We start from the raw sequence: 14,163 nt of genomic DNA, 5'->3' as shown, positions 1-14,163 counted from the left end.
TGATCTTCTTCGAACCGATCCGTCCCCTGTTTTCGTCATGGTGCGAAAGCGGGGATGAGTCGGTTTTTTTGTTTCAGCCGCTGAAAGACGTCTTTCAGAAATCCGTTGACTCAAGCGAAAAGGATGAGTCTTTTGGTTTAGCAGCCCCCGCTGCCGGCCGTGTTTCACTCTGGCTGTTTTGTCGCAGGCAGAAAGCCGCAAAGAGAGAAAAACGGAAAATAGGCTGCCGGATCAGGCCGTATGTCGCCCAATCATTTTCCCAATACCGAATCAACCAATGTTAAGATAAAATTTTGATTGAAAGGAATAATCAAACTATTAAAAAAGAAAGGGGTAAAGGGAATGAACAAACGGGCGATGCTTGGCGCGATCGGGTTGGCGTTTGGATTGATGGCTTGGCCGCTCGGCGCTTCGGCGAAGGAAAAATCCGTGGTATGGGACGAACAGTGGAAGACGCCGTCGTTCGTTTCGGGCCCGCTGTTGAAAGGCCAAGAGGCTCCAGAAGAATTGGTTTACCGTTATCTCGATCAAGAGAAGAATACATTCCGCCTTGGCGGACAAGCCCGGGAACGGCTGGCGCTGATCGGCAACCAAACGGACGAACTCGGCCATACGGTCATGCGGTTTGAACAGCGTCATCACGGCATCCCAGTGTATGGCGCCGTGCTTGTTGCCCACGTCCATGATGGTGAATTGTCCTCTTTGTCGGGCGCGCTCATTCCGGATTTGGATCAACGAGCATTGAAGACAACAGCCGCCCTTTCTGTTCAACAAGCGGAAATGATCGCGGAACAAGATGTGGCCGATACGGTGACGAAAGAACGGCCGGCGGGCGAGAAGGAAAAACCAACGCGGCTTGTCATCTATCCGGATGGGGAAACCCCGCGTCTCGCCTATGAGGTCAATGTCCGCTTTTTAACCCCTGTCCCAGGCAACTGGATCTACATGATCGATGCCATAGATGGAAAAGTATTGAATAAATGGAATCAAATAGACGAGGCGAAGCCGGGCGGCGGGCAGCCGGTCGCCGGCACGTCGACGGTCGGCGTGGGCCGCGGTGTGTTGGGAGATCAGAAATATATCAATACGACGTATTCCTCGTATTACGGCTACTACTATTTGCAAGACAATACGCGCGGCAGCGGCATTTTTACGTATGACGGACGAAACCGCACCGTGCTGCCCGGCAGCTTGTGGGCCGATAGCGACAACCAATTTTTCGCCAGCTATGATGCGGCGGCTGTGGATGCTCATTATTACGCCGGCGTCGTGTACGACTACTACAAAAATGTGCACGGCCGTCTGAGCTATGACGGCAGCAACGCCGCCATCCGTTCGACCGTCCATTACGGACGCGGCTACAACAACGCGTTTTGGAACGGCTCGCAAATGGTGTACGGCGATGGAGACGGACAGACGTTTTTGCCGTTTTCCGGCGGCATTGACGTCGTCGGGCATGAGCTGACCCATGCGGTGACGGATTATACGGCCGGGCTTGTTTACCAAAATGAATCCGGCGCCATCAACGAGGCGATGTCTGACATTTTCGGCACGCTCGTGGAGTTTTATTCCAACCGTAGCCCGGACTGGGAGATCGGCGAAGACATTTACACGCCTGGGATCACCGGCGATGCACTCCGCTCGATGTCCGATCCGGCGAAATACGGCGATCCGGATCATTATTCCAAGCGGTACACCGGCACGCAAGATAACGGCGGCGTCCATACGAACAGCGGCATCATCAATAAGGCGGCGTATTTGCTCAGCCAAGGCGGCACCCACTACGGCGTGAGCGTCACCGGCATCGGCCGCGACAAAATGGGGAAAATTTTCTATCGGGCGCTCGTCTACTATTTGACGCCGACGTCAACCTTCAGCCAGCTGCGCGCCGCCTGCACTCAGGCTGCCGCTGACTTGTACGGCTCGACAAGCCAAGAAGTGAACTCGGTGAAACAGGCGTTCAATGCCGTAGGAGTCTATTAAACTCGCTGCAGCTGGAACAGGAGATAACGCAGCCTCTATATAGATGCAACGAAGAAGTTTAACATCTCCTTGACGGAAAAGCGGTTTGTCCATTTTCGACTGTCGAAGGCAAGCCTGTGGCTTGCCTTCGTCACGCCAAGGCGTGACGGAAGACCGAACAACCGCCTGCTTCACAGACCCATATATGGGTCTGGAAGCGGCGTGGTTCGGTCGCCCGACAGTCGATCCAATCTCGGTAAAAGCGGCAAATGGGACAGCTTCTTCAAATGGCATCTATAGAAAACCTCCCTTCAGTGCGGCAGGAGTCGATTAGACTCGCTGCAGCCACCGCCGATGAAAGCTGCCGGCTGCATGGAATGCGCCCTGGCCTTTGGGGCGCGTTTTTTGTTGCGTCGGGCAGGACTTTCCCTCTCCTTGTGGAAAAGGAAAAAGAAAACGGGGGGAGCGCCATGTACAAAGTCAAAGTGTTTGACAAGGAACATGAAAAAGATTTGGAAGCAGCGGTCAACGACTTTTTAGCGCGCCTGAAAGACGGGCAATTGATCGATGTCAAATACAGCGTCGCGGCGATGGAATCGGAAGGCGAGCAAATTTACTGTTTCTCTGCCATGGTCATTTACCGGGCGTGATCGTTTACATGGACTAAGACGCCGGATCGTTGAGGCGTTGGCGCCCACATCCGTTTCACGCGGCAAAATGCGGCCACCGCTTGCCTTGAAGACGGGCGCTGCCGAAATGTCGGCGGACGGCCCGGAGCGCCCGAGCGGCATGAGGACAGCAGTCAATCCGCTGCGTTCTCCTCCGCAGGGCTGTTGGTCTCGCTTTTTTCCGCCAATGCATAACGGGCGGCGTTCACGCCGGCGAGCCGCCCGGTGACAAGGGCAGCGGTGATGTTGTAGCCGCCTGTGTAGCCGTGAATGTCCAAAATTTCGCCGCAAAAGTAAAGGCCGGCCATGCATTTGGAGGCCATCGTTTTCGGTTCAATTTCTTTGACCGACACGCCGCCGCCGGTGACGAATGCTTTCTCGAGCGGCAGCGTGCCGTGGACGCAAAAGGTAAATTGTTTGCATTGCTGGATAAACGCCCGAAGCGCCTCATGGCCGACCGTTCCGGCAGAGGCGTGTGGGTCGATGCCGGCCCGCTCGAGCAAAAAGACGGCGTACCGCTCGGGAAGCACCGTTTTGGCGATCGTTTTGACCGCCTTTTTCGGCTCTTCTTTGCACAGTTTGGCGAGATGTTGAAACAGCTCTTCCTGCGTCATGTCCGGCAGCGCATCGATGCTCATTTTGACCGCGCCGTCGGGGGCTTTTTTCAGCGCTTTGACGACAAACTGGCTGCAGCGGAGGGCGGCCGGGCCGGAAATACCGAAGTGCGTAAACAGCATGTCCATCCGGTGGGTGATGATCGGCTTGCCGTTCGGCTTTAAGACGCTTAACGCGACATCGCGCAGCGACAAGCCTTGCAGCGTCCGCTCTTTGATGAACGGCTCATGCGAGACGATCGGCACTTCGGTTGGAAACAATTCGGTCACGGTGTGACCCGCTTTTTCCGCCCACGGATAGCCGTCGCCCGTTGAGCCGGTTTGCGGCACCGATTTGCCGCCGACGGCGATGACAACCGCACGGGCGTGGATCGTCTCTCCGCTTTTCAGCGTGACGCCCACTGTTTTTCCTTGTTCATACAACACGTCCGCCACTGGCGATTCAAGCCGGACGTCGACCCCAAGCCGCGATAGTTCGCGAACAAGCGCGTCGACGACCGACTGGGCGCTGTCGCTTTTCGGGAACATGCGGCCGTGGTCTTCCTCTTTGAGCGGCACGCCGAGCCGCTCAAAAAAGCGGATGATGTCTTCATTGTTGAACACCGAGAAGGCGCTGTACAAAAAGCGGCCGTTGCCGGGAATATGGCGGACGATTTCCTCGACCGGCAGCCGATTTGTCACGTTGCAGCGGCCGCCGCCAGAGATGGCGAGCTTGCGCCCGAGTTTCGTTCCTTTTTCCAACAAGAGCACCTTCGCCCCTTCTTCGCCGGCGCCGATGGCCGCCATGAGCCCGGACGGGCCGCCGCCGATGATGACGACGTCGTATCCCATATCCATTCCATCCTTTCTTTTTGCGCGTGGATGAGATTTTTCGTTCCATTGACAACTATGGTAAAATAGATACGTTGTGATTTTCAACGTCCATGGCTAGGGAAGGGGTCGTATGTCAACATCGAAACTGTTGCGCGGCACGTTTATTTTAACGGCCGGCGTGATGATTTCTCGCCTCCTTGGTTTGTTTTACGTCATCCCGTTTTACCATCTTGTCGGCGAACGCGGCGGGGCGCTGTACGGATACGGCTATGTGCCGTACCAAATTTTTTTGAGCTTGGCAACCGGCGGGCTGCCGGTGGCCGTGTCAAAGTTTGTGTCGAAATACAACGCGCTTGGAGAATACGGCGTCGGCTATCGGCTCTTTCGCTCCGGCCTCCTCTTGATGGTGGCAAGCGGCATCGCCTCATGGCTCATTTTGTATGCCTTGGCCCCCGTCTTGGCGCCGCACGTCATCGACGCGAAAACGAACGTCAACTCGGTCGACGACGTCACGGCCGTCATCCGCGCGGTCAGCTTTGCGCTCCTGATCGTGCCGGTGATGAGTTTGATCCGCGGATTTTTCCAAGGCCATGAGTCGATGGGCCCGACGGCGCTGTCGCAAGTCGTCGAACAAATCGCGCGCATCGCTTTTTTGCTTGGAGCGTGCTACGTCATTTTGCGCCTGATGGATGGCTCGATCGTCTCCGCCGTGAGCGCGGCGACGTTTGCCGCGTTTGTCGGCGCGGCGGCCGGGCTTTTGGTGCTCCTTGTCTACTGGTGGAAGCGGCGTCCGTATTTGCAGTCGCTGCTTGCGCGCGACCGCGGCGAAGCGGACGTGCCGCTTTTGGCGATGTATAAAGAACTGCTTCTTTCTTCAATTCCGTTCGTCTTTGTCGGCTTGTCGATGTCGCTGTACCAGCTTGTCGATCAGTTTACGTTCAATCACGCGATGGCGGCGGCGGGCCGCGGGAACATCTCGGAGCACGCGTATTCCGTGTTCAACATGTGGGCGCAAAAGCTCGTCATCATTCCTGTGACGCTCGCGACATCGTTCAGCTTGGCGCTCATCCCGACGATTACGAAAGCGTATGTCGCGCAAGACCGGAAAGCGTTGCGGCAATATTTGAACCAGACGTTTCAAGTGCTCATGTTTTTAACGCTCCCGGCCGTCATCGGCATGGCGGTGCTGGCAGGGCCGGTGTACAGCTCGTTTTACAGCTATGATCCGCTTGGTGAACAGGTGCTGCGCTGGTATGCGCCGGCGGCGATTTTGTATGCGTTGTTTTCTGTGACGGCGGCGATCATGCAGGGCATCAACGAGCAGCGATTTACGGTCGTCAGTTTGACAGCCGGCTTGCTTGTGAAGCTTTTGCTCAACACGCCGCTCATTATGAAAGGGTCGGCCGTCGGGGCCATTGTTGCCACGATGGCGGGCTATTTCGTCTCCGTGGCGTTCAACTTATGGGTCATTCAGCGCCGGACGCGCTACCGCTATCGGTTTGTCGCCCGTCGAACGGCGTTTATGGCCATCTTGACGGCCGTGATGTCAGCGGCGGTTATGGGTGTCCAGGCGTTGACGGCCCGATGGATCGATTACCGCGCCGGCACCGTTGAATCGGTGGGTGCTGTTGCCATCGGCGCAACGGTCGGGGCAGCCGTCTACTTGTTTCTCAGCATCCGCTCCGGGTTGTTTTCCGCGCTGTTTGGCGACCGGTTCACGTTTTGGCGCCGGAAAGAGAAAAAGGCGGTATCGTAGACGGGGATGGCATGGAGGACCAGCCGTTGACCGGACGGTCGTCTCCTAGACGCGGCTCGTTTAGGCGGGGAACTCGGCGGACGGCGCTTCTCCTGAACGTCGCGGCGTCCGAGCGAAAGGGTTCGACGACGGCTGTTTTTCGCCATCCCCCATGCCGTTCGGTTTGCGGCAAAAAAAGAAGAAGGCGGTCGTCCCACCGCCTTCTTTCTCCATTTCGCTTAGGACAGGCCGAGCCGACGTTCGATCCGGTCGAGACGGCTTTCCACCCGGTCGAGTCGGCGGTCGAGCCGTTCGACAGCCCGCTCCAGCCGTTCGATGCGCCTCGCCCAGTTGGCGAATTGCCCCCCTGGGTATCCGGGCCAAAACTGGCCGGACGGCGGCTGTTGACGGTAATCATCCAACGTCGGGACATAATAGTAATATTCGTTCATTGGTAAATCCCCCTTCTTGATGTTTCCTTCACATTGTATGGGGGAAAGGCGGAAGCGGACTAGATGAACGCCTAATGAAGGCCATATTTTTAGGAGGGAGATTGGTGGAGCTGCGCATTGACAAGCTGCTCGCTCATATGGGATATGGGACGAGGAAGGAAGTGAAAAAGCTGCTCAAGTCCGGGGCGGTGAAAGTGGACGGCGCACCGGTCCGTGATGCGAAAACGAAAGTGCGGCCGGATGAGCAAATCGTGACCGTTTGGGGAGAAACGGTCGAGTACAAGCCGTTCATTTACTTGATGATGAATAAGCCTTCAGGGGTCATTTCGGCGACGGAAGATGCCGTGGAAGAGACGGTCGTCGATTTGCTTGAAGAGGAAGACCGGGCATTTTCCCCGTTTCCGGTCGGGCGGCTTGACAAAGATACGGAAGGGCTGTTGCTCTTGACGAATGACGGCCAGCTTGCCCACCAACTGCTGTCGCCGAAAAAACACGTGCCGAAAACGTATTTTGCCGTCGTGGACGGGGAAGTGACGGAGGCGGATGTGGCGGCGTTCCGGCGCGGCGTCGTTCTTGATGACGGCTACGAAACGAAGCCGGCCGAGCTCGTGGTGTTAAAATCCGGCCTTCGTTCCGATGTCGAGGTGACGATCACCGAAGGGAAGTTCCATCAAGTGAAGCGGATGTTTCAAGCGGTCGGCAAGCGGGTCGTTTATTTAAAACGAATTCAAATGGGGCCGCTGCCGCTTGACCCGGATTTGGCCGTCGGCGAGTATCGGGAGCTGACGGATGAAGAGGTGGAGATGTTGAAGCAATACCGGCCGGAGACGGACGAAAAAAAAGGAACCTGATCAGGTTCCTTTTTTATGGAAAAGGAGAGAATCGTCGATTGGAAAACATCGTGTCGCGTCCATCTCTCATCTTGCTTACCCTATTGGCACCGTGTTACGAAGAGATGCGCACTTTTTTGTTTGTGGTCGTCCATTTACCCTTGCTTGGGCTGCGAACGAGATCGTTGTACATAAGCACGTTCAAGTCGCGCTGGATCGTTCGTGGGGTGGTGCCGAACTCATCAACAAGTTCTTGGGTCGTAACCGTCCCTTTTTCGCTAATGTACATATACACGGATTTGATGCGGGTCAGCATCCGATGTGTTGAAGGTTTCAAAAGACCACTCCCTATCTTAGCATCATTCGCATGGCACAACCGACCGCTAGCAGATGAGAGATGTCTTTGTCTGTTTACTACCATTGTACACGAAATGAGAGGGAAAATGCTACCCGGTTGCCTCTATTCACAAAAAATTTCAACATTTTGTCATGAAACGGAAATCGATTTGCAACGAATGAAACATTTTGACTTCCTGTTGTTGATATGATACGTTGGCAACAAAGAGTGTTGAATAGAGAAAGGGAGAATGGCGTTGAACATCGACTGGATGAACGAAGCAAAGAAACGGAAAGACGATCTTGTCCGCGACGTGCAAGCGCTTGTCCGCATTCCGAGCGTCCGCGATGAGGAACGGGCGCAGCCGGGCGCGCCGTTTGGGCCCAAGGTGGCCGAGGCGCTTGAGCATATGCTTCACCGCGGCCGGGAGGAAGGCTTTCGCGTCAAAAATGTGGACGGATTTGCCGGGCATGTCGAAATGGGGCAAGGGGAGAAACTGGTCGGCGTGCTCGGCCATATCGACGTCGTGCCGCCCGGGGACGGCTGGACGATGGATCCGTTTGCCGCTGAGGTGCGCGACGGCCGCCTCTACGGGCGCGGCGCGATCGATGACAAAGGACCGACCGTCGCGGCGTTTTACGCGATGAAAATCGTCCGTGATCTCGGGCTGCCGCTCAGCAAGCGGGTGCGGCTTATCATCGGGGGCGACGAGGAAAGCGACTGGCGGTGTGTCGAGCACTATTTTCGCCATGAGGAAATGCCGGAGGTCGGATTTGCGCCGGACGCCGATTTCCCAATCATTCATGCCGAAAAAGGAATCATTGACGCCGATTTGGCGTACCGCCCGCCTGAATCGGTGGAGGCGGAAGGGCTGGCGCTTGCCTCATTCCAAGCCGGGCGCCGCTACAATATGGTGCCCGATGCGGCCGAAGCGGTGGTGGAAGGCGTTCGGGGGGCGGAAGATTGGCAGGAGCGCTACGAGTCGTTTTGCCGGGAGTGCGGTGTCAAGGGGAGCATCCGGCAAAGCGAAGGGGCCGTCGCCTTTCAATTGGAAGGGGTGTCGGCCCACGGCGCCGAGCCGGAGCGCGGCAAAAACGCCGGCGTCTATTTGGCGCAGTTTTTGGCGTCGCTTCCGCTCGATGGGCGAAGCCGACCGTTCATTCAGTTTGTTGCCTCCACCTTTTTCGGCGATGCTCGAGGCCGGCGGCTCGGTCTTGCGCATCGCGATGAACAAAGCGGCGAATTGACCGTCAACGTCGGGGTGCTGTCGTATGACCGGCGGCATGGCGGCACGATTGGATTGAACATCCGCTATCCGGTGACGGCCGACGGCGACGCGATTCGCCGGACGCTCGCTGGCGCCTCGGCTGAACATGGATTCACGCTCAGCCGGTTCAACGATACGAAGCCGCATTACATCGACCCCAACCACGAGCTTGTTCGCACGCTTCAGCGCGTCTACGAAGAGCAGACAGGCGAGCCGGCTCGGCTTTTGGCCATCGGCGGCGGCACATACGCCCGCGCCTTGACGGCCGGAGTGGCGTTTGGCGCGTTGTTTCCGGGCCGCCCGGATGTCGCCCACCAAAAAGATGAATATATCGAGATCGACGATTTGGTGAAAGCGACCGCCATTTACGCGCAGGCGATCTATGAGCTGGCAAAATAAACGGCGGTCCGCCGCCCCGGCGAAAAAGAGAGGGGGGCGGGCGTTGTTTTAATGAAAGGGGGGACGGGATGGAAGCGGTGTTCAAACGGGGGGCGGCGGCACGAAAACCGGTGTTTCAGCTCTTTTATTTTCTCATCTTTTTTGCTTTTGGCGCCTTGTTTCCGCTTTTGTCCGTCTATTTGCAGGAAGAGGCGCGCCTCCCGGGGGCGGCGATCGGCTGGATCATGTCGCTTCCTCCGATCGTGACGATGGCGGCCCAGCCGCTTTGGGGGATGGCGACCGATTACACGCGCAAACCGCTCGGCCTTTTGATGGGGGCGTTGGTGTTGGCGGCGCTGTTTGGATTCATGTATTCGCTCGCCGGCAGCTACCGGTTGTTTGCTGCGCTCACTGTGCTGCTGTCGGCGATGCAAAGCGCCATCGTTCCGCTTTCTGACAGCCTCGCTCTTCGCCATGTGCACGAACAGGGCGGAACCTACGGGGCGATTCGGCTTTGGGGATCGATCGGGTTTGCCGCGGCGGTGCTGGTTGTCGGATGGCTGTCCGATCATGTCGCGTTTGCGGTCATTTTTTACGCCTTTTCGGTGGCGCTGCTGGCCGCGTCGGTTTTGGCCGCCCGCCTGCCGCGCTATCCGATGGCGGCGTCGGGGGCGTTGACCCGGCGGGATGTGCGCGGGCTGCTGTCCGACCGTCCGTTTCAGCTCCTGCTTGTCGCAACATTTTTGCTGTTTGGCCCGATTTTGGCCAACAACTCGTATTTCGGACTGCTCATTCATGAGCTGGGCGGGACGCTTACCGGCATCGGCCTCGCCTTTTTGTTTGCCGCCGGCAGCGAGGCGCCGTTTATGAAAGCGGCGGATTGGCTCATCGGCCGCTTCGGCATGGTGCGGCTTCTTCTATTGGCGGCGCTCATCTCGGCGGTCCGCTGGTTGTCGTATGCGGTCGACCCGCCGCTTTGGTTTGTGTATGTAACGGCGGTCGTCCAAGGCTGCTCCGTCGGTCTAGCGATTCCGACGGCGCTTCAATATGCGCGCCGCTTGGCTCCGGAGCGGGTGCAGGCGACGGCCGTGGCGTTATACTCAGCGGTCGGCAACGGCCTTGGCGCGTGGTTTTGCACGCTGGCGGGCGGATATTTGCTTGAGCGTTGGCAGATCGGCGCTGTCTACTTGTTTTTTGGCATCTGCACGATCGTGGGTGTGCTCGTGCTCCTTTTGCTCGCAAAACGAGAACGAACGGCAGGTGAAGAGAAGTGAAACGAAGCCATTATTTTATCGCTGTTCCGCTGACGTCTGAAGCGAAACAAGCCATTGCCCGATTTTCGGGGGATGCGGCGTTGTCGCTGCCGTTTCGCACATGGGTGCATGAAGAGGACTATCATATCACCCTCGCGTTTTTAGGCGATGTGCCGCCGGGGAAAATGGCGCCGCTGTGCGAAGCGATGGCCGCCGTCGCCGCCAAAAGCGCCCCGTTTTCCCTTGTGCTTGCCGGGCTTGGGACGTTCGGGGAGCGGACGGCGCCTCGCGTTTTTTGGCAAGGAGTCGAAACGGAAGAAGCGTTGAATGGATTGCGGGGCGACGTGTATGAAGCGTGCACAAAGCTCGGGTTTGCCTTGGACCGTCGTCCGTTTGCCCCACATATTACGATCGCTCGCAAATGGCAGGGAGCCGAACCGTTTCGCCCGGATATGCTTCGTTCGCTTTCGGCTGCTAGGGCGGTGTTTTCGGTGCCGGAGATCGTGCTGTATCGGACGAATATAGAACGGACGCCGAAGTACGAAGCGATCGCCGTGTTCCCGTTGCTTGGCGCGCCGATGAATGACCGGAAATAGCAGGTGAAACAATGGGGCAGCTCGTTAAACTCATGGATTGCATTTCTCGCTACGAAACCGATGTGTACTATTATGTGCCGGAGTTCATCCGGCTGAAGCAACGGCAATGGGAGCAGGCAAAAGCGCGGTGGCAAGCTGAACGGACGGCTGAGGCCAGTGGATGGCTTGAAACGGGCGAGACGTGGGATGTTTGGCTTGACAAACCGTCATGGTGGGAACGGTTGACGAAACGATGGCGCCGCCGTGTCGCGCTTGCGGAAGAAGAGACGTTTTCTCTTGCGCCGATGGCCCGTCCGGCGGCTACTCTGGAGGAATTGAAACAGCAGTTTTTGGATGAGTTGTTCGAGTTGCAGCTGAAATGGGCGAGTTCCACGATGATGTACGTTTCCTCCCTCGCTGAGGCGGTGTATGGCGATGAGACGTTGAAATATTTTTTGCAGCGGTTTCCGGATACGCATTTATGCTTTTACCGGCCGGTGGCGATGGTCGGCAAGGCGCCAGTGGAGCTGGAGACGATGGTGTTGACGCCATCCGCGCTCTGGTGCATTGCCTTTGTCGAAGGAAGGCCGGACAACATCGTCATGGCGTCAACCGGCCGGTTTTGGGTGGAACAGGCCGGAACGAACGAAACGAGGCTGGTTAACCCGGTCGTGTCGCTGCGGAGGACGGAGCAGATCGTTTCGGAGATTTTTCGCAAGCATGGGGTCGATTGGCCGATCCATCTTGTGCTGTTAAATCGCTACGGCTACATTGACAGCGGCGGCCTTTTTCCGTTTGTTCGCTATATTGATAAGCGAAATTATGACGAATGGTTTTCCCGTCTGCGCCGCTCCGCTCTCCCGCTTCGGCACGGGCAGCTGAAAGCGGCGGAGGCGCTGCTTCGCCATTGCGCCAGTTTTTACGACCGCCGCCATGACGGGAATATGCATGACGAGGAAGGGCAACAATAGAAACATCTGTGCATCGATAGGGCGACCGGCCGATGATTTGGCACCGCCCTTTTTCTTTTACGTATGATAGTACTAACGGGAGGCAAAAAAGGGGGGTGAACGAACATGCTTCACATCAGCCGAGCGTTTGCCGCTTATTTGGATGAAATGGATGAAATCGCCGTGCTTGCACCGAAATCCCTTCGCCCCGAGGAGATGTCGCCGTTTACGCTCGTGACGCCGAGCGGGGAGGAGATTCCGCTGTCTGTGCAGCAAGTCGAGGATTGCGGGGAGACAGTGAAATATGTGTGCCGGTTTGCATCTGCGTTCGAGTTTGGGGCGACATACTGGGTGCGTTCTTGCCGCGGGGAGGAGACCGATGTGCAAATCGGCGCCGTTGTGCGCACTCCTGCATTTGATGATCGGTTTTTCTATGATGGGCCGTTAGGAGCGGAGTATTTCAAAGAACAGACGGTATTTCGCGTCTGGGCGCCGACCGCCACCGCGGTTAACGTCAAGCTTGTTCATCCGCATCTCGACGAGATCCGCTGCGTGCCGCTTGTGCGCGGCGAACGCGGCGTATGGTCAGCTGCCGTCCCTGGCGATTGGGAGCGAGCGCGTTACACATATATCGCCTGCATCAACCGCGTATGGCGCGAGGCAGTTGACCCGTATGCGACCGCGGTTTCGGTCAATGGCGAGTTCGGCGTCGTGATCGACTGGGAGAAAACGAAGCTGGCGCCGCCCTCTTTGCCGCTTCCGCCGCTGGCGTCGCCGACGGATGCCATCATTTATGAACTGAGCATCCGCGACTTTACAAGCCACCCGGACAGCGGCGCCGTCCATAAAGGGAAGTATCTCGGGTTGGTCGAAACGAACACAAGCGGGCCGAACGGGACGGTCACCGGGCTTTCGTATGTCAAAGAGCTGGGCATCACCCATGTGCAGCTCATGCCGTTTACCGATTTTGCTGGAGTGGATGAGCGCGATCCGATGGCAGCGTACAATTGGGGATACAATCCCCTTCATCTATATGCGCCGGAAGGGAGTTATGCGACCGATCCAGCGGATCCATACGCACGCATTGTGGAATTGAAGCAGGCGATCCGCACGCTGCATGAAAGCGGATTGCGCGTCGTGATGGATGCGGTCTACAACCATGTCTATGACCGGGAGCAATCGCCGCTTGAGAAGCTCGTTCCCGGCTATTACTTCCGCTACGATGCCTATGGTCAACCGGCCAACGGCACCGGCGTCGGCAACGACATCGCTTCGGAGCGGCGGATGGCGCGCCGCTGGATCGTCGATTCGGTGGTGTTTTGGGCGAAAGAATATGGCATTGACGGGTTCCGCTTTGATTTGATGGGCGTGCACGATATCGAGACGATGAAGGTGGTGCGCGACGCCCTCGACGCCATCGATCCGTCGATCCTTGTGTATGGGGAAGGCTGGGATTTGCCGACGCCGCTTCCACCGGAACAAAAAGCGACGATGGCCAACGCCAAGCAGCTGCCGCGCTTCGCTTATTTCAATGACCGGTTTCGCGATGCAGTGAAAGGAAGCACCTTTCATTTGCCGGATCGGGGGTTCGCCCTCGGCAACCCAGGCGGTCGAGAACAGGTGAAGCTCGCCATTGCCGGGAGCTTGCGAGCGCTTGGCGGGCTGTTTTGCCACCCGCGTCAGTCGATCAATTATGTCGAATGCCATGACAACCATACGTTTTGGGATAAAATGGAGGCCGCCAATGGCTGCGAGCCGGAATGGCTCCGGCGGAAGCGGCAAAAACTGGCGACGGCGATCGTTCTGTTGGCGCAAGGCATTCCATTTTTGCACAGCGGCCAAGAGTTTTATCGAACGAAAGGCGGAGATGGGAACAGCTACCGATCGCCGGATGCGGTCAACTGGCTGGATTGGGAGCGGAAAAGCCGCTATGAAGACGATGTCCGCTACGTTCAAGGATTGATCGCCCTTCGCCGTGCGCATGGCGCATTTCGCCTCGCGACGGAGGCGGAAGTGCTGCGTCATTTAACGTTTCTTGAGCCGCTGCCGCCGTCGGTCATCGCCTACCGATTGCATGATGTCGCCGTCTATGGGCCTTGGGAGGACATCATCGTCGTGCATCATAACGAGGAGAAAGAGAAGGCTATCGCTCTTCCGGACGAGCGTGAGTGGACGGTTGTATGCCACGGGCAGCAGTGCGGAACGACGCCGCTTTGCCAAGTGCGCGGCACACTTCGGCTTGACGGCATCGGCACATGGGTGCTCGTCCATCCTGCAGAGGAATCGCTCGGACAGCGTCTTTGGCAGTTTTAAGCAGGGCGTTTGCCGA

The 14,163-nt window shown here is 57.3% G+C and carries 12 protein-coding genes; 9 read left to right on the top strand and 3 right to left on the bottom strand.

Going from position 1 to position 14,163, the window contains the following annotated elements:
- Window positions 1-342 precede the first annotated feature (342 nt).
- Together ETC05_RS05650 and ETC05_RS05645 are read left to right on the top strand one after the other, a co-directional pair.
- A complete protein-coding gene (locus ETC05_RS05650) occupies window positions 343-1,983 on the top strand; it encodes a M4 family metallopeptidase (RefSeq protein WP_171660546.1) in 1,641 nt (546 codons plus the stop codon).
- 449 nt (window positions 1,984-2,432) lie between these two features.
- Complete coding sequence (locus tag ETC05_RS05645) at window positions 2,433-2,612, top strand: sporulation protein Cse60 (protein ID WP_031407592.1); 180 nt, start codon at window positions 2,433-2,435, stop codon at window positions 2,610-2,612.
- Window positions 2,613-2,764: 152 nt separating this feature from the next.
- On the opposite strand, the gene ETC05_RS05640 is transcribed toward ETC05_RS05645, so the two are convergent.
- Window positions 2,765-4,075 carry a BaiN/RdsA family NAD(P)/FAD-dependent oxidoreductase gene (locus tag ETC05_RS05640; protein ID WP_031407593.1) on the bottom strand — a complete coding sequence of 437 codons (1,311 nt, stop codon included), beginning with the start codon at window positions 4,073-4,075 and terminating at the stop codon, window positions 2,765-2,767.
- A gap of 112 nt (window positions 4,076-4,187) precedes the next feature.
- Here ETC05_RS05640 and ETC05_RS05635 point away from each other — a divergent pair, with 112 nt between their 5' ends.
- Window positions 4,188-5,813 carry a putative polysaccharide biosynthesis protein gene (locus tag ETC05_RS05635; RefSeq protein ID WP_031407594.1) on the top strand — a complete coding sequence of 542 codons (1,626 nt, stop codon included), beginning with the start codon at window positions 4,188-4,190 and terminating at the stop codon, window positions 5,811-5,813.
- Window positions 5,814-6,031: 218 nt separating this feature from the next.
- On the opposite strand, the gene ETC05_RS05630 is transcribed toward ETC05_RS05635, so the two are convergent.
- The gene (locus ETC05_RS05630) at window positions 6,032-6,244 is read right to left on the bottom strand and encodes a hypothetical protein (RefSeq protein WP_031407595.1); all 213 of its coding nucleotides are present in this window, start codon (window positions 6,242-6,244) and stop codon (window positions 6,032-6,034) included.
- A gap of 104 nt (window positions 6,245-6,348) precedes the next feature.
- Between ETC05_RS05630 and ETC05_RS05625 the strand changes: the two genes are divergently transcribed.
- Window positions 6,349-7,095: a pseudouridine synthase gene (locus tag ETC05_RS05625; protein WP_171660545.1), complete on the top strand. Its 747-nt coding sequence runs from the start codon at window positions 6,349-6,351 to the stop codon at window positions 7,093-7,095.
- Window positions 7,096-7,189: 94 nt separating this feature from the next.
- Here the strand turns inward: ETC05_RS05625 and ETC05_RS05620 are convergent, their stop codons facing one another.
- Complete coding sequence (locus tag ETC05_RS05620) at window positions 7,190-7,411, bottom strand: DeoR family transcriptional regulator (RefSeq protein ID WP_008880936.1); 222 nt, start codon at window positions 7,409-7,411, stop codon at window positions 7,190-7,192.
- Window positions 7,412-7,661: 250 nt separating this feature from the next.
- On the opposite strand from ETC05_RS05620, the gene pepV reads away from it, so the two are divergent.
- From pepV to pulA, 5 genes are all read left to right on the top strand, one after another.
- Entirely contained in the window at window positions 7,662-9,077 is a 1,416-nt protein-coding gene (gene pepV, locus ETC05_RS05615) for a dipeptidase PepV (RefSeq protein WP_171660544.1), read from the top strand.
- A 68-nt stretch (window positions 9,078-9,145) separates the two neighbouring features.
- Window positions 9,146-10,330: a maltose permease gene (malA, locus tag ETC05_RS05610; protein WP_171660543.1), complete on the top strand. Its 1,185-nt coding sequence runs from the start codon at window positions 9,146-9,148 to the stop codon at window positions 10,328-10,330.
- Entirely contained in the window at window positions 10,327-10,905 is a 579-nt protein-coding gene (gene thpR, locus ETC05_RS05605; RefSeq protein WP_171660542.1) for an RNA 2',3'-cyclic phosphodiesterase, read from the top strand. Before malA ends, thpR begins: the two co-directional genes overlap by 4 nt.
- Before the next feature lie 11 nt (window positions 10,906-10,916).
- A complete protein-coding gene (locus ETC05_RS05600; protein WP_031407600.1) occupies window positions 10,917-11,855 on the top strand; it encodes a hypothetical protein in 939 nt (312 codons plus the stop codon).
- Between the two features lie 105 nt (window positions 11,856-11,960).
- Window positions 11,961-14,147, top strand: a complete 2,187-nt coding sequence (gene pulA, locus ETC05_RS05595; protein ID WP_031407601.1) for a type I pullulanase — start codon at window positions 11,961-11,963, stop codon at window positions 14,145-14,147.
- Window positions 14,148-14,163 lie beyond the last annotated feature (16 nt).

Source organism: Geobacillus sp. BMUD (assembly GCF_013096845.1).
Lineage (GTDB): Bacteria > Bacillota > Bacilli > Bacillales > Anoxybacillaceae > Geobacillus > Geobacillus vulcani.
Note: the sequence above shows the minus strand (reverse complement) of the source record. Positions and strands in the feature narration are given on the sequence as shown.